We start from the raw sequence: 22,805 nt of genomic DNA on the forward strand, positions 1-22,805 counted from the left end.
GGTTTGCCCTTACGGGCGCTGCCTGGTCCGCGCCGTCGCCGGGGCGGACCAAGGGTCCTCCGGCCAGGGGTGCTTGGGGTAGCGGCCCCGCATTTCCGCACGTACCTGCCTGTAGGGTCCCGACCAGAACGACGTGAGGTCATCGGTGACGGCGAGGGGGCGGCGGGCCGGTGAGAGCAGGTGGAACAGCACGGGGACCCTGCCCCCCAGCAGCCTCGGGGATTCTGCCAAGCCAAAGCACTCCTGAAGTTTTACCGCCACCACCGGCGCAGCAGCTCCATCACCGGGCTCCGGGTAGTCGATCCGGATCCGCGAGCCGCTGGGTACCTCAAGAGCTTCCGGCGCAAGCTCGTCCAGCCGGGCGGCTTCGGGCCAGGGCAGCAGGCGGCGCAGTGGCTGGGCCAGGTCAAGCGAACTGACAGGCTTGCCGGCAGCGAGCTCTTCCAGCTCCGGCCCCAGCCAGTCCTCCAGCCGCGCCAGCAGCGCAGCGTCCGAAACGTCGGGCCAGGGCTCTCCCAACCCGCGATGCAGGAAAGCGAGCCGGCGCCGGAGGGAGGACGCCGCCGTCGACCATGCCAGCGCCGTGAGCCCCCCTGACTGCAGCGCCGCCGCCACGGCCTTCCTGCCCTGCTCAGCCGTGGGCCGGACCGGCGTGGCGGACAGCACGATGGCACCCAGCCGCCTGGTCCTCCGTGCGCTCACCCGGCCGCCGCTGAATTCCTCCTCCACCGTGTCGGCGAACAGGCGCGCCGCTGCCCGGTCGGCCATCGCGGCCGAGAGCGGCGCCGCGGCGCGGATCACGGCGCCGGTGCCGGCAGCATCCCGGCCTTCCGCCCGCGACACTTCCGCCACGGACAGCCACTCCTCCCCTGACAGGCTGCTGCCGGCGGGCAGGCCCGCCCTGGTGCCGGAGGTCAACAGGTACTGCCCGGCGCCCCCGCTGCCGGGCACGCGGCGGGCCACCCGGTCCGGGAAGGCGAGGGCGACGACGGCGCCTACAGCTTCCCCGCCAGTGGCAGGCATGGCAGGGCCCGCCGCGGCAGCGCTCTTTTGCCGCCGCCCCAGCCCTGCCAGGCGTTTGGCCTCTTCCGCCCAGCGGCGGCCGGCCGGGCCCGGATCGGCACGGAGCTGGGACATGAGGCGGGGCAGGTCTGCTCCCGGGGCACGATGGTCCCCGGAGAGCGCGGCGACGACCTCTGCGGCGGCCTGCGCGCCATAGGAGGCGCCGCCGTCGAGCAATGCACGGGCCAGCCGGGGATCGGCGGGTATCGCGGCAAGGGCGCGTCCCGCCTTCGTCACGTGGCCGTCGTCGGAGACGGCGCCAAGCTCGCGGAGCACCTCGATGGCGTCCTCCATCGCCAGCCGCGGCGGCGCGTCCGGCAGGGCGAGCCCCTTTCCGCCCGGCGCTCCCCAGCAGGCGAGGGTCAGGGCGGCGCCGGTCAGGTCCGCCACACCGATTTCCGGCGTCACGTGGGCGGGGGCAGCCCCGTACGCCTGCTGCGAGTAGCAGCGGACCACGGTTCCCGGCCCTTGCCGGGCAGCACGGCCCGCACGCTGGTCGGCGGATGCCCGGGAGCAGGAAACCGTCACCAGCCCGCTCATGCCCCGGCCCGAGTCGCGCCGCGGCTCACGCGCGAGCCCGGAGTCGATGACCAGCCGGACGCCGGGCACCGTAAGGGAGGACTCGGCAAGATCGGTGGAGACGATGATCCGTGGCGGATCCCCGGGACCCCGCCCTGACACCGCCCGGTCCTGCTCCGCTGCACCCACCTGGCCGTGGAGTTCGAGGACCTCAACGGTGCGTCCCGTCCGGGAACGGAGCAGCGCAGCAACGTGGGAAACTTCCCTGGCACCAGGAAGGAACACCAGGGCGTCCATTGACTCGTCAGCGGCAAGGGTGCGGGCGTGGGCGTCAGCCGCTGCCGCGGCCACGTGGTCCAGGAAGGAGCGGCTCACCCCCCTGGCGTCCAGCCGCGCGGCCGGCGCCGGGAGCCATTGGACCTCCAAGGGATGGTTCACGGAAGGACAGTCGACGACGGGCGCCGGCCCGCCGCCGTCGGTATCCCCCAGCAGGGCTGCGAACCTTGGTGCGTCCAGCGTTGCGGACATGGCGACGACGGCCAGGTCGCCCCGCAGCGCCCGGACCTCCGCGAGCATGCCCACCAAAAGATCCGTCTCCAGCCCGCGTTCATGCACCTCGTCAAGGATGACGGCGGCGGTCCCGTCAAGCCCGGGATCGGCCAGCAGGAGGTGCAGCAGGATGCCCGGGGTGACGAACTCGACCCGGGTGCCTGGACCTGCGTGGTGTTCCCCGCGGACGGTGTACCCGACTCGACTGCCCTTGCCTCCGGCCTCCAGTCCCTTTGCGTCCAACCCGGTGAGGCGGCGGGCGGCGGCCCGCGCGGCAACGCGCCGCGGCTGGGTGACGACGATGCGCCCGTGCCGGCCGTACAGATTCGCCAGCAGCGGCGGAACGAGCGTGGTCTTGCCTGTCCCGGGCGGCGCCTGCACCACGGCGGCGCCCGGCGCCCCGCCGCTTTGCAGTGCGCTTCGCAAGGCGGGAAGAGAACCTTCGAAGGCAAGCCCTGCGCCGATGGCCGCGAGGTCGAAAGCGTCGGCGGGCGGGGAGCCCTCAGGTGGAGTCATCCGTCCATTCTGCCCTGACGGCATGGGCCCCGCCGTTGGGGTCAGGGCTTCCCCTGTTCCTTGCCCTTGTTCTTGTTTCTGGCTTCCTTGGCGGTGTCCGAACGCTTGTCACCGGGAACGGCCGCCGCCGGAGCAGGGGCGGGGGCCACGGCAGGCACCGCCGGTTCCACGGGAGCGGGGACGGATTCACTTTGGGCGGTGTCGGCAAGTTGGTTGGTGTCGGAACCGGCAGGGGCCGCTGCGCTGGGTTCCGCCGCGGGAGGTGCTGCGGCGGCCGCCACTTTCGTGGCAATGTCCGACTTCACTGCCGAGAGTGCGGTCTCGATGCCCCGGTACCGTGCAGCGGAGAGGCGGCCTGCTGCCGCCGCATCGCCCACGTCCTTTTCAAGTGCCTGCAGGGCTGCCAGTGCCCCATCCATCCTGTTCTCTGCGGCCGCCTGGCTGATGCTCAGTACGCGGACCTGGAAGCCCCGGAGGACGTTTTCGTCGTCGTCTGCGGAACGGATGCCCGCCGCTCCCACCACCAGTGCGGCGGCAACCAGGGTGCAGCAGAGGACGATCAGGGCATGGGCCCTCCGACGGCGCAGGGGTACGGGATGCGCCCCGACTGCTTCACTGGCAAGCCCGGGTGCCGCTGTGGGTTCCACCCTATGCGGCATGCCTGCCCCGCATCGGCATGGGAACGGTGGACCGGATGGGTAGCACGGTGACGGTGGCCGGGTCGGCCTCGGGGGGCAGCGCTGTGGTCTCATGCGCGGGTGAAGTACGCCGGGCCAGGAGAATCCGGGCGCCTGCCCGCAGGATGGTGGCGATCAACAAGCCGATGCCCACTCCGAGGAGCACATGTCCGGCAAGATAATGCTGGGCGGCCCCGGGGCCACCCTCTGCGGCAACCGCCGCCCCGCCAACGGTCAGCATCAGTGACAGGGCCGTACCGAGAATTGCGCCCATGGCTCCCGCTCCCATCCCATTTAATCAGCAAGCTTACTAGTAATGCTCAGTAAGCTTACTACCGGATGGGCCGGAAGCAAGAGTGCGGACGGCCGGTGTTCCCGGGCGCGAAGTGGAAGCCCTTGGGCCAATGGGTTGGCAGGACCCGTCAGCGTCCCGCTTCGAGCAGGCCCCTTGCCGGTGCAAGCCCGCCGTACCGGCCCCTGAAGAACAGCAGCGGTTCTGCGTCGTGCCGAGCGTGGAGATGGCGCACCGCGGCCACCACAATGCTGTGGTCGCCGCCGTCGTACTCGGCGTGAAGGTCGCAGTCGATCCAGGCGAGCGCATTATCGAGAAGGGGATTTCCCAGCGGCGACGACGTGTGGCTGACTCCTGCGAACCTCTCGGCTCCGGGGCGGGCGAACTGCCCGGCGAGGTGCTGGTGCTCCGCCGGAAGGATGTTCACGGCGAAGGAACCGGCCCTCCGCAGCACCGGCCAGGTAGTTGAGGTGCGCGCCGGGCTGAACGTGACCAGGGCCGGATCCAGCGACAGGGATGCAAATGACTGGCAGGTGAAACCGGCGGGTCCGTCCGGGGTGGAACCGGTGATTATGGTCAGGCCGCTGGCGAAGGTTCCGAAAATGTCGCGAAGCCGGCGCGGAGCAAGATCTGAAGTGACTGTCATGGAAGTGGCCTCTCGTCTGGATCGTTACCTCACCAAACCATCCCGAAAAAGGCCTGTTCAAGCCGTCTGACATGAACGGACACGGGCCGAAACCCGGCGTCACCCCTGCACATCCGGCGTCATCCAGCAGGGATCCAAGGGGGCGTGTTATGTCCCTGGATGACGCAACACAAGGCGGCTTTCACCGCCGTTGGCGTCTGCTAACCGCGCTGATCCAGGGCGGCCAGCAGCCGGCGGACCGATCCGCCCAGGTTCCAGTCCGTTGCCAGCTGCTCGAGTTCAGCGCGCCGCCCACCGGTCACCGGCTGCAGCAGGGCGCCGGCCTCATCCAGGGTGGGCAGCTCCAGGTTGCGCACCAAACGGACGACGGCGGGGGCTGCTTCCAGGTACGCGGCGGCGGCTGTGAGCTTGGCCTGGACAGGCCCGGACACCCCGCCGCCGGGCTCTTCCGCGGCTGCCAGCAGCCGTTCCAGGGTGCCGTGCTTCAGCAGCAGGGAGGCCGCCGTCTTCTCGCCGATTCCCGCCACGCCGGGCAGGCCGTCGGAAGCGTCCCCGCGCAAGGTGGCATAGTCGGCGTACTGCTGGGGCAGGACCTTGTACTTGGCCACCACACTTTCTTCGGTGATGACTTCGAGGTTCTTCATGCCGCGGGCGGTGTAGATGACCCGGACTCCGCGTTCGTCGTCGCAGACCTGGAAGAGGTCGCGGTCGCCCGTAACGACATCCACGGGGAAGGCAGCCTGGCTCGCGTAGGTGCCCACGACGTCGTCGGCCTCATGCTGCGCGGCACCCACGATGGCGATGCCGGCCAGCTCCAGCACCCGGCGGATCATGGGCAGCTGCGCTTCAAGACCCTCCGGTACCACCTCGACGTCGGTGCCGCCCGGTACCGTCCGGGCCACGCGGTGGGCCTTGTAGGTGGGAAGCAGGTCCACGCGCCACTGCGGCCGCCAGTCATCGTCCCAGCAGGCCACCAGATGGGTGGCATGGTAGTCGGTGGTGAGGCGGGCGATCATGTCCAGCAGTCCGCGGACGGCGTTGACCGGCGTTCCGTCCGGATGGCGGATGGTGTCCGGCAGGCCGTAGAAGGCACGGAAGTAGAGGGAGGCAGTGTCGAGCAGCATGAGGCGCTGGGGCATACCTTGATCCTGACACGGAATGGCTCGGTACGGCAGCAGGCGGACCGGTGGCCGGAGCGGCTGTTGATCCGATATCAGCGGTGCAGAAGCGTTGACCCCGGAAGAGGTATGGGCAAGGATAGCGGAATACGCTTTCCCGACTATACAGGAGTGCCATGTCCCAGGACCCGATCACAATCAATGACAACGGCGCCTGGTGCTGGTTTCAGGACGAGCGGGCCCTGGTGGATCCCGTTGCCAACACCCTGCTGGTGGGTTCGGTGGCTGCTCCGGAAGGCCCCGGCGGCGAAAGCCGTGGCGGCAACATCGAAATTGCAGTCCTGGACCTGGCAACAGGCCAGAGCACGGTACATGTCCTGCACCGGAAGCTGGAGCCTGACGACCATGATGCTCCTGCGTTGCTGATCAGGCCGGACGGCCGGTACCTGGCCATGTACGCCAAGCACAAGACAGACAACTTTTCCCGCTGGCGGATCTCCACGCGGCCCCACGACGCCTCCGAATGGGGGCCTGAACAGTGCTTCGACTGGACGGAACTGGCCGACGGGCGCGGCGCCACCTACTCCAACCTGCACCGGCTGGACTCCGAGTCCCGCGTGTACAACTTTGTCCGGGCCATCAACGACGACCCGACCCTGATGGTGTCCGAGGACGACGGCACCAGCTGGCGCTTCGGCGGCAAGCTCTTTACCCGGCCCAAGGTGGGCTACGTCAACGGCTACACGCGCTACTTCGGCAACGGCAGTGACCGCATCGACCTCATCACCACGGACCACCACCCCCGCGACTTCAACAACAGCATCTATCACGGCTTTATCCGCGACAACGCTCTGCACGACGGACAGGGCCAGGTGGTGTCCAAGCCCCTGCTCGGTTCCCCCGGCATCAACCAGAGCTCCCTCACCACGGTTTTCCAGGCAGGCACCGAACTCGACGGGCACCTCCTCACCCACGGCTGGACTGTGGACCTCCGCGGCCAGGGTTCCCAGCTGGCCGCGATCATCAGCTGCCGGGCAAACGACGTCAACGGTGCCCTTGAGCGGGAGCAGCGGCTCGACGTCGACGATCACCGCCTGCTCTACGCGCGCTTCGACGGCACCCGCTGGCAGCTGCACCATCTCGCCGCCGCCGGCCCGGCCCTGCTCCCCCACGAACAGGACTACACCGGGCTGGGCGCGGTGGATCCCTACGATCTGGACCGGGTGTACATCTCCGCTCCGCTCGATCCCCGGACTGGGGAAGCCACTGCACACTACGAGATTTACACCGGCTTGACCCGGGACGGCGGCGGCACGTGGGACTGGGAGGCAGTGACCGCCGACTCCCAGGTGGACAACCTTCGTCCAATGGTGCCGCCCGGAGACTCTGCGGTGCATGCGGTGTGCTGGTTCCGCGGCACCATGCGCTCCTCGCAGGCCTACGAAACTGAAGTCGTGGTGCTTCCCCTGTGACCTGATGCCAAGGGCGCTACGCCTGTCCCCTCCGTTGCGGCGCGTCGATCACGCGCGGAATGTACTCGAGCAGCTGGAGGCGCCCGTCAAAAGTCCTGCTGTCCACCATCTCCAGGGCAACGTCAGGGTAGCCGTCATAGATCCGTTCGCTTCCGGTGCGGCCGGTGATCAGGGGGAAGACGACCAGGCGGAAACGGTCCACCAGGCCCGCTCCCATCAGGGACCGGCAAAGGCTGAGGCTGCCCAGGGTACTCATGGGCCCCGCATGGGTTTGCTTCATCCGCCTGACGGCCTCAACGGCGTCACCGGCCACCAACTCGGAGTTCGGCCACTGGAGGGGCGCCGTCAGGCTGGAGGAAAAGACCACCTTGGGAACGGCAGCGAGGCCCGTCAGCGAAGCGCTCTCGTCTTCCGAGTAGCCTGTACCCCCGGCCGCGGCATCCTCCGACATCCCGGACATGAGGCGGTAGGTGTTGGCCCCCAACAGATAGGTGCGCTCCGTACGTGCCTCCTGCTGGAGCCAGGCCAGGTACTCCGGCCCTTCCAGGCCCCACCAGCCCGGCCAGCCCTCCCCGGAGGCACAGCCGTCCAGCGTGATGATCAGGTCCACCATCAGCTCGGCCATGGCGGGTCAGAACCAGTCGCCGTCGGCGTAGGCGCTGCGGACGTGGGCGCGCAGGTACTCGCCCACCACTGCGGCGCCCAGGTCGCCCACCTCGGGCGCCACCACGCGGCCATCCACGCGGTGCGCCATCCGCTGGATGAACCGTTCCAGGCCCGGATCGTTCCCCAAGCGGAAAAAGGTGGTCTGCACCCCCATGCGGCCAAGCCGGTCCAGTTCCCCGACGGTGGCCCGGATGGTTTCGGCATCCGGCGGCCAGTTGAACCAGGAGTCCCCATCCGGCAGCAGGTGCGCGGTGGGTTCGCCGTCCGTGACCACCAGCAGGACCGGCTGCATGGACGGGTGCTGGCGGAAGAAGCGGGCCGCCAGCAGCAGGCCGTGGTGCAGGTTGGTTCCCTGCTCGCGCAGGGCAGGCAGTGCCGTCAGTTCCCCTATGTCCATGGACTGCGCGTAGCGGCCGAACGTGATCAGCTGCAGCCGGTCGCCCCGGAAACGGGTGGACACCAGGTGGTGCAGCGCGAGCGCCGTCCGCTTCATGGGAACCCACCGCCCCTCGGCGGCCATGGAGAAGGACACGTCCACCAGCAGGGCAACGGCGGCCTGGGTCCGGGCTTCCGTCTCCGCTACTTCGATGTCGTCCACCGCCAGCCGCAGTCCGCGGGCCGGGTCGCCGCCGTCGGCCATGGTCCGCCGGATGGCGTTGGTCATGGTGTGGGTGACGTCCCAGGGTTCGGCGTCGCCGAATTCCCACTGCCGGCTGGACCCGGTCAGTTCACCCGCGGCCCCTGCCATCCTGGTGTCCCGGCTGCCCTGCCGCCCGGACAGCTGCCTGGCGGCGTCGCGCAGCAGCGACTTCCCCAGCCGCCGCATCGCCTGTGGGGACAGCCGAAGGTCGCCGTCCGCCCCGCGCCGCAGGTAGCCGCCGTCCTGCATGGCCCGCTCAATCTCCGCAAGCGTCCTGGCGCTTACCGCGGCGTTCTCGCCGAGCTGGCGGGCAAGGGCGTCCAGGTCCAGGTCATCCAGCCGGGAGCCGTTGTAGCTTTGGGACAGCTGCTCAGACAGTTCGTCGAGTTCCGCGATGTCCTGGAGCACTCCGGTGCCGTCGCCCAGTCCCAGGCCTTCCTGTCCTTCGAAACGTTCCGATCCATTCCAGTCCTCCCCCGGCCGCAGCGCCTGCAGGGCGGCGTCGAGGTCGCTGAGCTGGGCCATGAGTTCGGGCGAGCCGAAGGCCTGGGCAGACAGGCGCATCAGCTCATCACGCTGCTCCGGGGACATCGACTGCAGGAGCCGCTGGGCAGCGGCGGCGCGCTGTGCCAGCGCGTCCACCAGCTCCTCGACCGACTGCGGGTTCTCCGGAAAGTACTGGCCGTGCCTGGCCATGAACTCCTGGAAGTCCGCCTCCGTGTCTTCGCCGCGCCGGTGCTTGCCCAGCAGCTCGTTGAGGTCCCGGAGCATGGTGCTCACAGCCTCGCGGTCTTCATCGGTGGCGCTCTCCAGCGCCTGCTTCATCCCGGCGAACCGCTGCTCCAGGACTTCCCGGCCCAGCAAGTCCTTGATCTGTTCGTACGCTTCGCGTGCTGCACTGGATTGCCAGTCGTAGGACGCCAGCTCATTGACGGCCGCGGCGGTGGAGGGCGGCAGGTTCTGCAGCTGCATTTCCCGGAAGGCACGGTCGGTGTTGTCCATCATGGCGTCCCGGGCCAGCTGCTTGCGTTCTTCCAGCACGGCAGTATCCAGGAGTTTCTTCACTTCGTCCAGGGTGCCGTCCAGCCGGTGCCGGCCGAGCAGGTCGCGCCGCCGCTGCTGGACGCGCCGGGCAAGGTCATCCAGCCCGTCGCGGTTCCGGCCGCCCCGCCGCAGGAACTCCTGCAGGGCGTGGCGCGGCGAATAGCCTGCCATGACGTCCTCGGCGACGGCGTCGAGGGCCTCGGCCAGGTCCACCGGCGGGGCAAGCGGATCGGGGCCGCCGGTGTACCGGCCGTATCTGGCGGACCGTTTGTGGATGGCCATGGTGCCTCCTGGGCTTAGCCGTAAATGGTTTCCTCGTCGTCGGACTCCTTGGAGATCCGCCGGCCAAGGTACAGGCCTTCCAAGGCGAGTTCGACGGCGGCGGCCCGCTGGCCGTCGTTCACCGCACCGAGGCGCCGGCCAATTTCGTCGTAGAGGCCGGAGCCGTTCAGCGACGGGAGGTTGCCAAGGAACTCCCGGGCTGTAACCTGCTCGCCGGTGCTGACGGTCCGGTGTCCATCGAGGGCGGCGACGAGCGGTCCCATGTCCAGCCCCTGGAAATGGGCCCTGACCGCTTCGGCTGTGGCGGTGCGCAACAGGTGGTCAAGGACGCCCTGCTCCCGCCCTTCTTCACCTGATTCGAACTCGATCTTGCCGGTGAGCACCTCCACGGCGGGTTCCAGGTCGATGATCCGGGCCACGGCCTGGTCCTCACCCCGCAGGCTGGCCCGGCGCAGGGCCGCGGCGGCGATGGTCTCCGCCCCGGCAATGGCGAACCGGGCGGAAACACCGGAGGTCTGGTTGATCGCCGGCGACTGCCGCAGCGCCCTGGTGTAGCGGGCCAGGATCTCCAGGATGAATGGCGGGACATCCGCCACCAGGCGGCCCTCCTGCCGGATGACCGAGACCTCGTCTTCCAGTTCGATCGGGTAGTGCGTCCGGATCTCCGCGCCAAAGCGGTCCTTCAGCGGGGTGATGATCCGGCCGCGGTTGGTGTAGTCCTCCGGGTTGGCGGACGCGACCACCAGCACGTCCAGCGGCAGCCGCAGCACGTAGCCGCGGATCTGGATGTCCCGCTCCTCCATGACGTTGAGCATGGCTACCTGGATGCGTTCGGCAAGGTCCGGCAGTTCGTTGATGGCGATGATGCCGCGGTTGGAGCGCGGGATAAGGCCGTAGTGGATGGTTTCGGGATCGCCCAGGCGCCGGCCCTCGGCCACGCGCATCGGGTCCACATCGCCGATGAGGTCTGCCACCGACGTGTCCGGCGTCGCCAGCTTCTCGACGTAGCGCTCCGAACGGTGCCGCCAGGCAACCCGCAGCCGGTCCCCTTCGGTGACGGCGCGGGTACGGGACTGTTCGGTAATCGGTTCGAACGGATGCTCATTGAGCTCCGAATCTTCAATCACTGGGGACCATTCATCCAGCAGCCCGGCCAGGGTTCGGAGCAGGCGGGTCTTGCCCTGGCCGCGCTCGCCCAGCAGGACAATGTCATGGCCTGCAATCAGCGCCCGCTCAAGCTGCGGAATAACAGTCCTGCTGAACCCGTACAGGCCCGGCCAGGGGTCACGCCCCTCCGCCAGGGCGGCGAGGAGATTGTCGCGGATCTCATGGCGAAGGTCCTTGAGGACGTAGCCTGCCGCACGGAGTTCACCAACGGTGTAGATATCGGGGCGATCAGTCACCTCTCTACCGTAAGCCCCGCCCTGCGGCTAATCGAGAGATTCCTCCAGATTCCCAGGCGGCTGGCCGTAACGCTTGCCGCTCCCCGCGCGGCTACCGCTTGCCGCTCCCCGCGCCTCGCAAGCTCGGCACGGGGTCCCCTCGCGGCTACCGCTTGCCGCTCCCCGCGCCTCGCAAGCTCGGCACGGGGTCCCCTCGCGGCTACGCTTAGACGCAATGACACAGAGCACCTTGATCCTTTTAGTCCGCCACGGCCAGACGCCCACCACTGGTACGGTCCTGCCCGGCCGGGCCCCGGGGCTGCACCTTTCAGAGCGCGGGCGCGCCCAGGCCGACGCCGTGGCCGAACGCCTTTCCGGCCTGCCCGTGCACGCGATCTATTCCTCGCCGCTGGAACGGGCACGGGAGACAGCTGAACCGTCCGCTGCCCGTGCCGGGCTCACCATCAGCGAGGATGCCGGGCTCCTGGAGTGCGACTTCGGCGACTGGACCGGTGCGGCGCTCGCCGGCCTGACAGGCCTGCCGGAGTGGCAAACCGTCCAGCACAACCCGTCCGCTTTCCGCTTCCCCAACGGCGAGGGATTCTCCGGAATGCAGGCCCGGATCGTCGGCACGCTGGACGCCCTCCGGGCTGCCCACCCGGGTGCCGTCGTCGTCTGCTTCTCCCATGCCGACCCCATCAAAGCTGCCGTCGCCCACGCGCTGGGCACCCACCTGGACCTCTTCCAGCGGATCATGATCAGCCCGGCGTCGGTCTCGGCAATCTCCTACACCGACGGCCAGGCACCAGCCGTGCTTATGGTTAATTCGACGTCGGAACCCCTCAGCGGGCTGAGGGCGCCGTGACCAGGCGTGCATCCACGTGGAGCCCGTGGTGCCTGAACGTGAACTGACCCTCCTCACGGAAGGCCGCGTGGAGCTGCTGGGCCGCATCATGAGCGGCAGCAATGCCACCTTCCTCGCAGAGCTTTCGTGCGGGGATGACTCCGCCTGGGCAGTCTACAAACCAGTTGCCGGCGAACGTCCGCTCGCAGATTTCGACGCCGGCCTGCACCGCCGGGAGCGTGCTGCGTACCTGCTCAGCGAAGCACTGGGGTGGGGAATCGTCCCGCCCACGGTGGTCCGCGCAGACGCACCGCTGGGGGTGGGATCGTTGCAGTGGTTCATCGAAGGCGATCTCGGGGAGCATTACTTCACCCTGTACGAAGACTCCCCCGAAACGCACGGCGCACTGGCCAGGATCGCCCTGTTCGACTACGTGGCGAACAATACGGACCGGAAAAGCGGGCATGTGCTGCGGGGCGCCGACGGCCATATCTGGGGCATCGACCATGGCCTGTGCTTCTCCGCCGCCTTCAAACTGCGGACGGTGATCTGGGACTTCGCCGGCGACCCCATTCCCGAGGCCCTGCTCGACGACATCAGCCCCCTGGCCACCCAGGTGCCGGCCGATCTGGCCGAGCTGCTTAACGACGCCGAGGTGGCCGCGCTCCAGCGCCGGGTCCAGCGCATGCTGCAGGAACGGGTCCTCCCCGTGGACCGCACGGGCATGCGCTACCCGTGGCCTTTGGTCTAAGTGACGCAGGTGATGCTGTCCAGGCGCTTTTGATCGGGCCTCTAGTGGTCCTGTCCGCGGGACTAGGCTGCAGGCTTGCGCGGGTCCTGGCGCCCTTCCAATGCCGCTGCAGCCGCCGGGGCTGCCTGCTCAAGGTAGGCGCCGATATGGTCCAGCAGGTAGTGCTGCCCCTGAACGGTCGGATGGTCGCCGTCCGGACCAATCAGGTCGTCAAAATCATCGCTGATCCAGCCTTCGGCGATGGGGTCCACGAACTCCCCGCCGGCCTGCAGGGCAGCGGCTTTAAGTTGGTCGCTGATGTCCACCAGTCCGGGATCCGGGGTTGTGGTGTACGACGGCGGGCCCACCACGATGATTCTGGCCTCGGGGGCCAGGGTCTCCGCCCGGTCCATGGCGGCCAGGGCGGCGCTGCCTAAATCGGCCGGCGGGTAGCCCAGGTCATTCTCGGACCCGAAGAAAACCACGATCCCAGTATCCGGGGTGACGAAATCTTCAACCTGGCTGCCGAAAGTTCCGTTGTAGTCGCCCAGGCTGAGGTAGCCGCTTCCGTCCTCGGCGGCGTTGACCACTTCCAGGCCGGCCACCTCCGGGTCCTTCCGCATCAGCGCAGGCCACGCCTGCTGCGGAGAGGTACCGTGGCCGGTGCTCAGCGAGTCCCCCACCACCACCACGCGGACCGGAGGCGCCGCCGTGGCGGATGGCTGGGTCTGGGCGGCACTTCCCGATGTGATGGCCAGGAGGAGGGCAACAGCTCCGGCCGCCAAAAGACGCCCGGGATGCGAGTGGGGGTACGCATTTTGGTGCATGGGTACTGCCTCCTCCCTGGAAATGCGTGGCGGCAGCTGGGTCGCTGCCGCCGATATGTTCTTTGTCCGTGTCCAATCGTAGGCAATTGTGGGATCACTGTAGGGCGAAGGTGACCAGAATCAACAGGATGCACAGCGACTGCACAGGAAGTCTTAGGGCATTAGGTACCCCGCCAGCCTCCGTGGGGGGCAGGCGCGCACCCGGCCGTCCCGCTGCGCTCGAGCAGCTACCCTTGACCCGTGCAGCAGCAAACCACCTGGAACCCCGCGACCAGCCTTTCCGTGACGGCACCCGGCGTCTACTTCGCTGAAGGGCCGGCCGCCAACTGGATCGTGGTCCGGGACGGGACGGGATTCATCCTGATCGACAGCGGTTACCCCGCTGACCGCCACCACGTCCTCGCCTCACTCCGCCACCTTGGCCTGGACCCTGCCGACACCGTTGCGCTGCTGGTCACGCACGGCCGCGTGGACCACACCGGCTCGGCGGCGTACTTCGCCGAGGAGTTCGGAACCCCGGTGCTGTGCGCCCCCGAAGAACTGGCCCACGTGCGCGGAACGGAAAAGCACCAGGTCAGCCTTGCCCAGGTGCTGGGCCGTGCATGGCGGCCCCGCGTCATGCGCTGGATGCTGCACGCCATCAAAGCCGGGGCGCTGGCGGCCAAGCCTGTTTCCGGCGCGCAGGCATGGGACGCAGCCGCCCTCCGGGCGCTGCCCGGCAGGCCCGAAGCCGTCTCCCTGCCCGGCCATACCCCAGGCAACGCGGCACTCCTCCTTCCGGGGGCCGGCGTCATCGCCGTCGGTGATTCGTTTGTCACCGGCCACCCGATCAGCCGGAGCGGCGGGCCGCAGATGCTGCACAGGATGTATCACTCAGACCCGGCCGAGGCGCTGGCCGCCCTCCGGAAACTGGAGGGAGTTGACGCCTCGGTAATCCTCCCCGGCCACGGGCCCGCAGTGCGCCTCCCGTTGGGCGCGGCCCTGGCCGCCATACAGGGCCGGGTTCCTGAGACCCCGTAATCCGGGCTGGACTGGCACGGCTGGGTCTAGAACCGTCCGTAGCGTGCCCGTGCCATGGAATACACGCCGTAGCAGATGAGTCCGGCGGCAATGGCGGCGAGAAGGAACACCCCGTAAGGCTGTGAGCCGAGGGCCTTCAGGCCGCCGTCGAGGCCCGAGGATTTGGATGGGTCGGCGGTGGCCGCAGCCACGACAATCAGGACACCGACGGCGGCGAGCACCACGCCCTTGGCCGCATAGCCGACTGTTCCAAGCCACTCAACGGCCGTGCGGGCACTGCCCGGATCCTGCAGGTCCTTCATGAACTTCCGGGAAACACCCCGATAGGCATAAAAGACCCCTGCCCCGACGATCGCCAGCCCCACGACAATGACAAACACCACCCCGGCCGGCGCTCCCATCAGCTTTGCTGTGAAGTCGCTGGCCGACTGGCTGGAGTTTTTGCTGCCACCGGCGGCGAAGACGGCAAAGGTGAAGGCCAGGAAACCGAACACCACGGCCTTGCCCACGGCGGTGGCCGCCTCTTTCACCTTCTTCTTGGACTCAGTCTCGCTGCGGGCACCATAAAAGGCTTCGCTGAACATCCACAAGGCAAGGGCGCCGCAGGCCACGGCGCCGGCCCACAGCAGGATGCCGCCACCGGGCTTGGATGCCAGGGTTCCAATCGCCCCCGACTGGTCGGCCTCGCCGCCCCGGCCCTGGACCAGTTGCAGGGCAATGACGCCGATCAGGATATGGACCAGGCCGATGAAGACAAATCCTGCCCGGGCCAACATGCGGACCGCCGGGCTGCGGCTCGCGGATGCGGCCTCCGATACTGCCCTGTTAGCTCCCTGCGACGCGTTGCCCATGGCCGGCCCTTCCCAAATATGTAGTTGATCTTCTCTTCCCCGGTCAGCTTCCCCCGGCCCGCCAGCGTCGCGGAATGCTTCAGTGTAAATCCGCCCGCGCCGGCCCAACAGGTCCTGAAATTCCGGCCATCTCCGGATCGGCGCTACAGTCGAAGCGGTGTACGCCAAACAGAGTCCCAACGAACTGACCGCCCTGACCCTACCCTCCATTGCGGCCGGCCACGCCGAAGACGGGTTTGTCCGGGTGCGTGGCGCCCAGGAAAACAACCTGCGGAACGTGAGCGTGGACGTGCCGCGGGATGCGATCGTGGCGTTCACCGGCGTATCCGGCTCCGGCAAGTCGTCCCTCGCGTTCGGCACCATCTACGCCGAAGCGCAGCGCCGGTTCTTCGAATCAGTGGCGCCCTACGCCCGCCGGCTCATCCAGCAGGGGCACAACCCCAAGGTGGAACAGATCACCGGGCTGCCGCCCGCCGTCGCGCTCCAGCAGCGCCGCGGCACTGCCACCTCCCGGTCCACCGTTGGAACCGTCACCACCTTGTCCAATTCGCTGCGCATGCTCTTCTCCCGCGCAGGCACCTACCCTGACGGCGCCCCTCCGCTGGACTCGGACTCCTTCTCCCCCAACACCGCGGCCGGTGCCTGCCCGGAGTGCCACGGACTGGGTACTGCCCACACCGTCAGTGAAGCCTCGCTGGTTCCAGACCCGTCCCTCAGCATCCGAGACGGCGCCATCGCGGCCTGGCCCGGTGCCTGGCAGGGCAAGAACCTGCGCGACATCCTGACCCACCTGGGCTACGACGTCGACACACCCTGGCATCAGCTGCCCCGGAAGCAGCGCGACTGGATCCTGTTCACCGAAGAACAGCCCGTGGTGGAAGTGACGCCGCAGCGGGACCGCGTGGCCAAGCCCTACAAAGGCCGGTTCTGGAGCGCCAAAAGCTACGTGATGCACACACTGCTCGATTCCAAGAGCCCTGCAATGCGGGAGAAGGTGCTGCGGTTCATGGAGACCGGACCGTGCCCCCGTTGCGGCGGGACGGGGCTCCGGCCCGAAGCCCTGGCAGTGACCTTTGCCGGCCACACCATTTCCGGGCTCAACGCCGTGCCCATGGCCGAACTGGCGGAGCTCATCCGCCCCACAACGGAATTGGCCGCCGCGGGGACCGCGTCCCGAAAGCAGTCATCCGAGTCCAACGAAGTGGCCGTGGCCATCACCCGCGACCTGCTGCAGCGCATCAATGTGCTGCTGGAGCTTGGCCTGGGCTACCTGGCGCTGGGCCGGCCCACGCCAACGCTTTCCCCGGGCGAGATGCAGCGGCTCCGGATTGCCACGCAGCTGCGCTCCGGGCTGTTCGGCGTGATCTACGTGCTGGATGAACCGTCCGCAGGCCTGCATCCCGCGGACGCCGAGCCCCTCCTGGCCGTGCTGGACCAGCTCAAATCATCCGGGAACTCGGTGTTCGTGGTGGAGCACAACATGGACCTGGTCCGCCGTGCGGACTGGCTGGTGGATGTAGGGCCCCGTGCGGGCGAAGACGGCGGGGAGGTGCTGTACAGCGGCCCGGTGCAGGGCCTGGAGGCCGTACCGGAGTCCGTAACGCGGCCGTTCCTCTTCCAGGCGGGACGGATCCAGGAGGCACGGCAAGCGGTAACGGTCGACGGCGGCGCTGACGCCGGCAAGGATGGGCCCCGGCAGGCCGCGGGCTGGCTTGAGCTGCGCGGTGTGAGCCGCCACAACCTGCGGGACCTGGACGCGGCTTTTCCACTCGGCGTCCTGACGGCAGTCACCGGTGTTTCCGGCTCCGGGAAGTCCACCCTGGTCAGCCAGGTCCTGGCGGGCGTGGCGGGCGCAGCACTGCGGACCGTGTCCGCGACCGCGCCCGCAGCCGAGGAGCAGGACCCGGATCCTGCCCAAGACAACGCGCCCCTGACCGTGGGCACCGTGACCGGACTGGAGCGGATCGACCGCCTGGTCACGGTGGACCAAAAACCCATCGGCCGCACCCCGCGCTCCAACCTTGCCACGTACACCGGACTGTTTGACGCTGTGCGCAAGGAGTTCGCTGCCACCGACGCTGCCAGGAGCCTGCGGTTCGGGCCCGGGCGCTTTTCGTTCAACGTGCCCGGCGGGCGCTGCGAAACCTGCCAGGGCGAAGGGTTCGTGGCCGTGGAACTGCTCTTCCTGCCCGGCAGCTACGGTCCGTGCCCGGAATGCCACGGCTCGCGCTACAACCCGGAAACCCTCGAGGTCACCTACCAGGGCAGGACCATTGCCGAGGTGCTGGGCATGACGGTCGACACCGCCGCGGGCTTCCTGGCTGGTGTTCCCGCCGCCGCCCGCTCCCTGCAGACGCTGCAGGACGTGGGGCTGGGCTACCTCCGGCTGGGCCAGCCCGCCACCGAACTCTCCGGCGGTGAGGCGCAACGGATCAAGCTGGCCACGGAACTGCAGCGCGCCCGGCGCGGGCACACGCTGTACCTGCTGGATGAGCCCACCACGGGACTGCACCCAGCGGACGTCCAACTCCTGATGGCCCAGCTCAACCGGCTGGTGGACACCGGCAACACCGTGATCCTGGTGGAACATGCGATGGATGTGGTGGCCGCCGCCGATTGGGTGATGGACCTGGGGCCCGCCGGTGGCGACGCCGGCGGGCAGATCGTCGCCGCCGGCGACCCAGCCGCCGTCGCGCGTTCCGCCAACAGCCGCACCGCACCCTACCTGGCCGCCGCACTCGACGCCCGCTCTGCGGCCCAGGACCGGTAGCCGCCGGCAACCCTTGCCCTCCTCCCCGCCGGCGCGTATCACTGAGGGATGCGTTTACAACGCGGCGCCCTTGCCAGTGACGCGCTTCAGGGCCGCGTGGCGGTGGTGACCGGCTCATCGCGCGGCCTCGGCTTTTCCATGGCACGCGCCCTGGGCCTGCACGGCGCAACGGTGGTGCTGGCGTCCAGATCGGACGACGGCGTGGCTGCCGCCGTCGGACGCCTGCAGGCTGAAGGCATCGCGGCGTCGGGGAGGCGCTGCGACACCGGAGAGCCAGGGGACGTCGAGGCGCTCCGGGACGAAGCCCTCAGCCGGGGAACGCTGGACATCTGGGTCAACAACGCAGGCGTGTCCGGCGTGTTCGGGCCGACGGCCTCCACGCCCGTGGCCGACTTCACGGACGTGGTGCGAACGAACATCCTGGGGACCTTTCACGGGGCCCGCGTGGCCTTGCCGGTGTTCCTTGCCCAGGGCCACGGCGACCTGGTCAACCTGTACGGCCAGGGCGACCGCGGACCCGTCGCCCTGCAGAACGCGTATGCGTCCAGCAAGCGGTGGGTCCGCCAGTTCACGGAGACGCTGCGGCTGGAAACCAAAGGCACCGGCGTCCGGGTGCACGGCATGAACCCAGGGCTGGTGCGGACCGACCTCCTGGGCCGGGTGACTTCCCAGCCCGGGTACCAGCATCGCCTGGGCGCCCTGCCGGTGGTCGTCGGGCTGTGGGGCCAGAGCGCCGACGAAGCTGCATGGCCCATCGTGGACATGGTGACCTCCGATAGGGCGGAATTCCGGTTCCTGACCAGGCGGAGGCTGGTGACGCACGGACTGCACAACGTCCTGCGCGGCAGCCTGCGCCGGACGCACCGGATGCCCATGGAGGTCACCGTCCTGGAAGCGCCGCAGCAGCCGCTTCCCATGGCGCGCCCCTCACACCGCGACAGCCCCTGACCGGCTTTGGCTACAGGTTTTTTCGCTGCCGGGCCAGAAAGCCCTTGACCCGGCCCTGGAACTCAACGGGATCCACTGCGGGCCCCGGTGTTGCCCGGCGGCCGGCTTCCGTCAGCAGGCCCAGACCCGCATTCACAGCTGCTTTTGATGCCCGCAGGGAAGCCGCCGAAACCCCTTTCCAGTTGTCGAGGATCGCTTCCAGCGCCGCATCGGCGTCCTCGTCGGGGGCGACGGTGGTGATCAGGCCTGTGGACCAGGCCTGGTCGGCCGTCAGCATGCGGCCGCCAAACAGGAGGTCCTTGGTACGCGACGGGCCTATCCGCAGTGCCATGCGGTTGGCAAAGGTGGCCGGGACCAGCAGGCCCAGGCGTGCCACGGGCATCCCGATGCGGGCCGACGGGGTGAGCAACTGCAGGTCGCAGGCGAGGGCCAGCTGGCAGCCCCCACCGGCAGCCGCCCCCTCTACAACAGCCACGGTGGGAACGGGCAAGTCCTCGAGCGCCTGCAGGGCACCCTCGATCACGTCGAACGTCCGGCTGATTTCCGCGTCCGTCCGCCCCTCCCATTCGCGCACGTCAAACCCGGAGCAGAACACTCCTCCCCTGCCCCGCACCACGACGGCGCGAAGGGACGGGATGGCCGCCAGCCGCTGGACCGCGCTCCCCAGCTCCTGCCACTCGGCGCGCCCAAGGGCATTGAGCCGTTGCCCGCTGCCGAAGGACAGCGTCGCGACAGATCCCACCTCTTCAAGGCTTATGGTGGCGGCCATACGTCGGCTTTCCTCCCTTATTCCGGGTGCCGCGGAGTCCGTGGCGTGAAGCTGCCGGGCCATTGGGATGCCCGGATCCGCGGAAGGTCCTGGATGGGACCCATGGTGGCCCACTCATCACCGCCAAGCCTCGAGAGCGGATCAAGCCCGGTGACGTCGGGGTGGCCGCTGCGGAGCACCCCGGTTGAGACTGATCCGTGCACCACCACCCCGAACACCAGGACGCAGTCGCCCATGGGCAGGGTCTGATGCAGGGAACACTCCAGGACCGCCGGGGACTCCTTGACCCGGGGCGGCCGGACCACTGCACTGGGCTCGCGGGTAAGGCCTGCGGCATCAAACTCGCTTACGTCGGGACTGAAGTTCGTGCCGGTGGCATTGACCTCCTGGATCAGCGCGGCCGGCGCGAGGTTCACCACGAACTCCCCCGTCGCCTCGATGTTCCGCAGCGAGTCCTTTTCCCCGACGGAGGTCAACTGGATGATCGGAGGGTCCACCGACGCAACAGTGAAAAAGGAGTGGGGTGCCAGGTTGTCCACCCCCGCCAGGGACGTGCTCGAAACCCAGGCGATGGGCCGTGGAACAACCACCGACGTCAGGAACTTGTAGAACTCCCGCGGGCCCAGCTGCCCGGGGTCGAAGTCAGATCGCATCCGGCCTACAGGTTCCTGGGGGCCGCGGCGGCAGCGGCGTCCTTGGCCAGCGCCCCCTTGGCCCTGGGCAGGAAGATCAGGGCCAGCATCGCGATGACACAGCAGAGGATGATGTAAAGCGAGATCGACGTCGAGTTGCCGTAGTTCGCCAGCAGCGCCGCCGCAATCAGGGGCGCGGGACCACCGGCGATCACGCTGGCCAGCTGGTAACCCAGCCCGGCGCCGGTGTAACGGATGTCGGTGTCGAAGCTTTCCGCGATCAGGGCAGCCTGCGGGCCGTACTGGATGTCGTGCAGGATCAGGCTGACCACGACGGCGACACCCACCCACAAGGCGTCCCGGGTGTTCAACAGTCCAAAGTAGGGAAATGCAAACAGGGCCGTGAGCACGATCCCGGTTCCGTAGACGCGCCGCCGGCCGAAACGGTCTGAAAGCCGCCCGAACAGTGGCACGCTGATCAGCCCCAACGCCGCTGCGATCAGCGTGTCATCGAGGATGGAGTTGCTGTCCAGCTTCAGCTGCTTGGTGGCGTACGTGATCACGAAGGTGATGAACAGGTAGAAGGGTGCCTGTTCCGAAGTCCGCACCAGGGCGGAGAGGAGGATCTCCTTGGGCTGCCTCCGAATCACCTCGATGATCGGGGCCCTGACCACCTTGTTGGACTTCCGGACGGCATCGAACTCGGGGCTTTCAATGACCCGCAGGCGAACGAACAGGCCCACACCAATCAGGATGATGCTCAGAATGAACGGGATCCGCCAGCCGTAGGCGACAAATCCCTCGGCGCCGGTGGCGGCAGTCGTCAGCCGGACGACGCCGGTGGACAGGACCAGTCCCAGCGGCACGCCGATCTGCGGCCAGGAGGCGGACAGGCCGCGGCGGGCCTGGTCACCCCATTCCATGCTCAGCAGCACCGAACCGCCCCACTCGCCGCCCACCCCGATGCCCTGGATGATGCGCAGCAGTACCAGCAGCACCGGCGCGGCAACGCCGATGCTTTCGTACGTGGGGAGCAGGCCAATCAGTACGGTTCCGAAAGCCATGAGGAAAAGCGTGGCCATGAGCGTCGTCTTGCGTCCGATCCGGTCACCGAAGTGACCGAAAATGGCCGCGCCGATGGGCCGGGCCACGAAGCCGACAAACTGCGTGCCGAAAGCCGCGAGCACACCTGCGAAGGCTACTTGGCCCGGAAAGAACAGCTGGGGAAACACCAGGGCGGCGGCAGTGCCATAAAGGAAAAAGTCGTACCACTCGATGGTTGTACCCACCACACTCGCCACGGTGGCGCGCCGTACGGCCTGCTCCCGGGTCACTCCTTGAATACTCATCATCACTCCATTGGTCAGATGTAGCAGGGGCGCCGGCCTGGCTTCGAACATAGGATATTTGAGGTTCCGGAATCAGGCCGCTGGACCCGCAATGCGGTTCTCCAACCCATGGTGCGGGTCCTTGTTGCCTATGTCAACGATTATCTTGACCGGGCGCGGCGCCATAGAATGACGACTCACGCACGGGAAAATCATTGAAGACAAGGGATATAGACGTTGGCGTCAGAGCGAAGCAGCGGATCCGCGCAGCCCCTCCTGGTGCTGCGCAAAGTCAGCGAGATTCTGAACTGCTTTTCCATTGAATTTCCGGAACCAACCCTCCAGCAGATCGTCCGGGAGACGGGACTGCCGTCAAGTACCTGCCAGCGACTGGTGCAGAACATGGTGCGGGAAGGGTTCCTTGACCGCGACGGTGACCGCTACCGGATCGGACTGCGCCTGGTCCAGTGGGCCACCCCCGGAACCTTCGGCCTCGATGTGGTCCGCCTGGTCCATCCCTTCCTGCAGGAACTGCGTGACCGGACCGGAGAGACGGCTTGCCTGTATATGCGGGACGGCCCCTTCCGTACTGTGGTTGCCGTGGCCGAGACCCGTCACGTGGTGATGCGGCCCTTCCTCGTGGGGCAAGTCATGCCCATGCATGCCGGGGCTCCGGGAAAGATCTTCCTTGCCTTCGATCCCGAAGCCCGCCGGGCCCTCGAGGACGCGGAACTGACGAGTTATACGCCGGCGACGCCGGATACGTGGGAGAAACTCGACAGCCAGGTCAGCAATGCGAAAGCCGATGGCTACTATGCGGCCTTCGGCGAGCGGAACTCCGACGTGGGCTCCATCAGCGCTCCGGTCTTCAACCACGCCGGGCGCCTCGCTGCGGTCCTGGGCGTCGGGTTTCCCACCCAGCGCGTTGGCCCGGACGACGTCGGGCGGCTGGGTCCGGCGGTGGCGGAGGCCGCCAGGGCGGCCAGCGCAGCCCTCGGCTACCTGGAGAAAAACCTCCCTTCCTGACTGGTCCTGCCCCGGAGGCCGGACCCGGCGACGGAAGACGGGTTGCCGCCGTCGTAAGCGTTTTTCCGTTGCCGCAGGCAAATGGCCGCCCAACTCTGGACTCCGGGGCGGGCCCCAATCAGACTGTCTACAACAGCTGGCCGGAAACGCCTGAATCGAGGGCACTTCAGCGGTGCGGTAAAGGACGGCTGCAAT

20 protein-coding genes are annotated in these 22,805 nt (G+C 68.2%); 7 read left to right on the forward strand and 13 right to left on the reverse strand.

All coding sequences use genetic code 11. The features are described from left to right. Positions 1-9 precede the first annotated feature (9 nt). The 5 genes from hrpB to ACFO0G_RS10215 form a co-directional block, all read right to left on the reverse strand. Positions 10-2,646 carry an ATP-dependent helicase HrpB gene (gene hrpB / locus ACFO0G_RS10195; RefSeq protein WP_376977366.1) on the reverse strand — a complete coding sequence of 879 codons (2,637 nt, stop codon included), beginning with the start codon at positions 2,644-2,646 and terminating at the stop codon, positions 10-12. 41 nt (positions 2,647-2,687) lie between these two features. Next, a complete protein-coding gene (locus ACFO0G_RS10200; RefSeq protein WP_376977368.1) occupies positions 2,688-3,293 on the reverse strand; it encodes a hypothetical protein in 606 nt (201 codons plus the stop codon). 1 nt (position 3,294) lies between these two features. Beyond that, positions 3,295-3,597 carry a hypothetical protein gene (locus tag ACFO0G_RS10205; RefSeq protein WP_376977370.1) on the reverse strand — a complete coding sequence of 101 codons (303 nt, stop codon included), beginning with the start codon at positions 3,595-3,597 and terminating at the stop codon, positions 3,295-3,297. A 148-nt stretch (positions 3,598-3,745) separates the two neighbouring features. Continuing rightward, positions 3,746-4,261 carry a flavin reductase family protein gene (locus ACFO0G_RS10210; protein WP_376977372.1) on the reverse strand — a complete coding sequence of 172 codons (516 nt, stop codon included), beginning with the start codon at positions 4,259-4,261 and terminating at the stop codon, positions 3,746-3,748. 200 nt (positions 4,262-4,461) lie between these two features. Next, positions 4,462-5,400, reverse strand: a complete 939-nt coding sequence (locus tag ACFO0G_RS10215; RefSeq protein WP_376977374.1) for a 5'-3' exonuclease — start codon at positions 5,398-5,400, stop codon at positions 4,462-4,464. 155 nt (positions 5,401-5,555) lie between these two features. Here ACFO0G_RS10215 and ACFO0G_RS10220 point away from each other — a divergent pair, with 155 nt between their 5' ends. Then, the gene (locus ACFO0G_RS10220; protein ID WP_376977376.1) at positions 5,556-6,851 is read left to right on the forward strand and encodes a BNR-4 repeat-containing protein; all 1,296 of its coding nucleotides are present in this window, start codon (positions 5,556-5,558) and stop codon (positions 6,849-6,851) included. A gap of 16 nt (positions 6,852-6,867) precedes the next feature. Here ACFO0G_RS10220 and ACFO0G_RS10225 read toward each other — a convergent pair whose 3' ends face one another. The 3 genes from ACFO0G_RS10225 to ACFO0G_RS10235 are packed head-to-tail and all read right to left on the reverse strand — an operon-like array spanning position 6,868 to position 10,886. Further along, on the reverse strand, positions 6,868-7,476 hold the full coding sequence (locus tag ACFO0G_RS10225) for a dihydrofolate reductase family protein (protein ID WP_286403894.1): 609 nt from the start codon (positions 7,474-7,476) through the stop codon (positions 6,868-6,870). A gap of 6 nt (positions 7,477-7,482) precedes the next feature. Further along, positions 7,483-9,483, reverse strand: a complete 2,001-nt coding sequence (locus ACFO0G_RS10230) for a vWA domain-containing protein (protein ID WP_376977378.1) — start codon at positions 9,481-9,483, stop codon at positions 7,483-7,485. Between the two features lie 14 nt (positions 9,484-9,497). Next, a complete protein-coding gene (locus ACFO0G_RS10235; protein ID WP_286403889.1) occupies positions 9,498-10,886 on the reverse strand; it encodes a sigma 54-interacting transcriptional regulator in 1,389 nt (462 codons plus the stop codon). 214 nt (positions 10,887-11,100) lie between these two features. Here ACFO0G_RS10235 and ACFO0G_RS10240 point away from each other — a divergent pair, with 214 nt between their 5' ends. Then, positions 11,101-11,730 carry an MSMEG_4193 family putative phosphomutase gene (locus ACFO0G_RS10240; protein WP_286403886.1) on the forward strand — a complete coding sequence of 210 codons (630 nt, stop codon included), beginning with the start codon at positions 11,101-11,103 and terminating at the stop codon, positions 11,728-11,730. A 28-nt stretch (positions 11,731-11,758) separates the two neighbouring features. Continuing rightward, positions 11,759-12,460 carry an SCO1664 family protein gene (locus tag ACFO0G_RS10245; RefSeq protein WP_286403885.1) on the forward strand — a complete coding sequence of 234 codons (702 nt, stop codon included), beginning with the start codon at positions 11,759-11,761 and terminating at the stop codon, positions 12,458-12,460. 62 nt (positions 12,461-12,522) lie between these two features. Here the strand turns inward: ACFO0G_RS10245 and ACFO0G_RS10250 are convergent, their stop codons facing one another. After that, complete coding sequence (locus tag ACFO0G_RS10250) at positions 12,523-13,266, reverse strand: SGNH/GDSL hydrolase family protein (RefSeq protein WP_286403882.1); 744 nt, start codon at positions 13,264-13,266, stop codon at positions 12,523-12,525. Positions 13,267-13,506: 240 nt separating this feature from the next. Here ACFO0G_RS10250 and ACFO0G_RS10255 point away from each other — a divergent pair, with 240 nt between their 5' ends. Further along, the gene (locus ACFO0G_RS10255) at positions 13,507-14,286 is read left to right on the forward strand and encodes an MBL fold metallo-hydrolase (RefSeq protein ID WP_376977381.1); all 780 of its coding nucleotides are present in this window, start codon (positions 13,507-13,509) and stop codon (positions 14,284-14,286) included. 26 nt (positions 14,287-14,312) lie between these two features. On the opposite strand, the gene ACFO0G_RS10260 is transcribed toward ACFO0G_RS10255, so the two are convergent. Beyond that, a complete protein-coding gene (locus ACFO0G_RS10260) occupies positions 14,313-15,137 on the reverse strand; it encodes a DUF1206 domain-containing protein (protein WP_286403877.1) in 825 nt (274 codons plus the stop codon). A 184-nt stretch (positions 15,138-15,321) separates the two neighbouring features. Between ACFO0G_RS10260 and ACFO0G_RS10265 the strand changes: the two genes are divergently transcribed. Both ACFO0G_RS10265 and ACFO0G_RS10270 read left to right on the forward strand, forming a co-directional pair. Beyond that, a complete protein-coding gene (locus ACFO0G_RS10265) occupies positions 15,322-17,907 on the forward strand; it encodes an excinuclease ABC subunit UvrA (RefSeq protein ID WP_376977483.1) in 2,586 nt (861 codons plus the stop codon). A gap of 48 nt (positions 17,908-17,955) precedes the next feature. Next, the gene (locus tag ACFO0G_RS10270; RefSeq protein ID WP_376977383.1) at positions 17,956-18,855 is read left to right on the forward strand and encodes an SDR family oxidoreductase; all 900 of its coding nucleotides are present in this window, start codon (positions 17,956-17,958) and stop codon (positions 18,853-18,855) included. A 10-nt stretch (positions 18,856-18,865) separates the two neighbouring features. Here the strand turns inward: ACFO0G_RS10270 and ACFO0G_RS10275 are convergent, their stop codons facing one another. Genes ACFO0G_RS10275 through ACFO0G_RS10285 form a run of 3 tightly spaced genes read right to left on the reverse strand, consistent with a single transcriptional unit; the run spans position 18,866 to position 21,605 of the window. Continuing rightward, the gene (locus ACFO0G_RS10275; RefSeq protein ID WP_376977385.1) at positions 18,866-19,624 is read right to left on the reverse strand and encodes an enoyl-CoA hydratase/isomerase family protein; all 759 of its coding nucleotides are present in this window, start codon (positions 19,622-19,624) and stop codon (positions 18,866-18,868) included. A 17-nt stretch (positions 19,625-19,641) separates the two neighbouring features. Further along, a complete protein-coding gene (locus ACFO0G_RS10280) occupies positions 19,642-20,277 on the reverse strand; it encodes a flavin reductase family protein (RefSeq protein WP_376977387.1) in 636 nt (211 codons plus the stop codon). A gap of 5 nt (positions 20,278-20,282) precedes the next feature. Next, a complete protein-coding gene (locus ACFO0G_RS10285; protein WP_376977389.1) occupies positions 20,283-21,605 on the reverse strand; it encodes an MFS transporter in 1,323 nt (440 codons plus the stop codon). Between the two features lie 216 nt (positions 21,606-21,821). On the opposite strand from ACFO0G_RS10285, the gene ACFO0G_RS10290 reads away from it, so the two are divergent. Next, positions 21,822-22,610 (forward strand): IclR family transcriptional regulator, encoded by a 789-nt coding sequence (locus ACFO0G_RS10290; protein ID WP_376977391.1) that lies wholly within the window; start codon positions 21,822-21,824, stop codon positions 22,608-22,610. Positions 22,611-22,805 lie beyond the last annotated feature (195 nt).

The sequence above is a fragment of the Arthrobacter sedimenti genome, assembly GCF_042652025.1.
Lineage (GTDB): Bacteria > Actinomycetota > Actinomycetes > Actinomycetales > Micrococcaceae > Arthrobacter > Arthrobacter sedimenti.

What these genes read in the sequence shown, in the direction of transcription:
- hrpB (WP_376977366.1), bottom strand. Translation starts at nt 2,646, where the DNA reads ATGACTCCACCTGAGGGCTCCCCGCCCGCCGACGCTTTCGACCTCGCG.
- ACFO0G_RS10205 (WP_376977370.1), bottom strand. Translation starts at nt 3,597, where the DNA reads ATGGGCGCAATTCTCGGTACGGCCCTGTCACTGATGCTGACCGTTGGC.
- ACFO0G_RS10210 (WP_376977372.1), bottom strand. Translation starts at nt 4,261, where the DNA reads ATGACAGTCACTTCAGATCTTGCTCCGCGCCGGCTTCGCGACATTTTC.
- ACFO0G_RS10215 (WP_376977374.1), bottom strand. Translation starts at nt 5,400, where the DNA reads ATGCCCCAGCGCCTCATGCTGCTCGACACTGCCTCCCTCTACTTCCGT.
- ACFO0G_RS10220 (WP_376977376.1), top strand. Translation starts at nt 5,556, where the DNA reads ATGTCCCAGGACCCGATCACAATCAATGACAACGGCGCCTGGTGCTGG.
- ACFO0G_RS10225 (WP_286403894.1), bottom strand. Translation starts at nt 7,476, where the DNA reads ATGGCCGAGCTGATGGTGGACCTGATCATCACGCTGGACGGCTGTGCC.
- ACFO0G_RS10230 (WP_376977378.1), bottom strand. Translation starts at nt 9,483, where the DNA reads ATGGCCATCCACAAACGGTCCGCCAGATACGGCCGGTACACCGGCGGC.
- ACFO0G_RS10240 (WP_286403886.1), top strand. Translation starts at nt 11,101, where the DNA reads ATGACACAGAGCACCTTGATCCTTTTAGTCCGCCACGGCCAGACGCCC.
- ACFO0G_RS10250 (WP_286403882.1), bottom strand. Translation starts at nt 13,266, where the DNA reads ATGCACCAAAATGCGTACCCCCACTCGCATCCCGGGCGTCTTTTGGCG.
- ACFO0G_RS10260 (WP_286403877.1), bottom strand. Translation starts at nt 15,137, where the DNA reads ATGGGCAACGCGTCGCAGGGAGCTAACAGGGCAGTATCGGAGGCCGCA.
- ACFO0G_RS10270 (WP_376977383.1), top strand. Translation starts at nt 17,956, where the DNA reads ATGCGTTTACAACGCGGCGCCCTTGCCAGTGACGCGCTTCAGGGCCGC.
- ACFO0G_RS10275 (WP_376977385.1), bottom strand. Translation starts at nt 19,624, where the DNA reads ATGGCCGCCACCATAAGCCTTGAAGAGGTGGGATCTGTCGCGACGCTG.
- ACFO0G_RS10280 (WP_376977387.1), bottom strand. Translation starts at nt 20,277, where the DNA reads ATGCGATCTGACTTCGACCCCGGGCAGCTGGGCCCGCGGGAGTTCTAC.
- ACFO0G_RS10285 (WP_376977389.1), bottom strand. Translation starts at nt 21,605, where the DNA reads ATGAGTATTCAAGGAGTGACCCGGGAGCAGGCCGTACGGCGCGCCACC.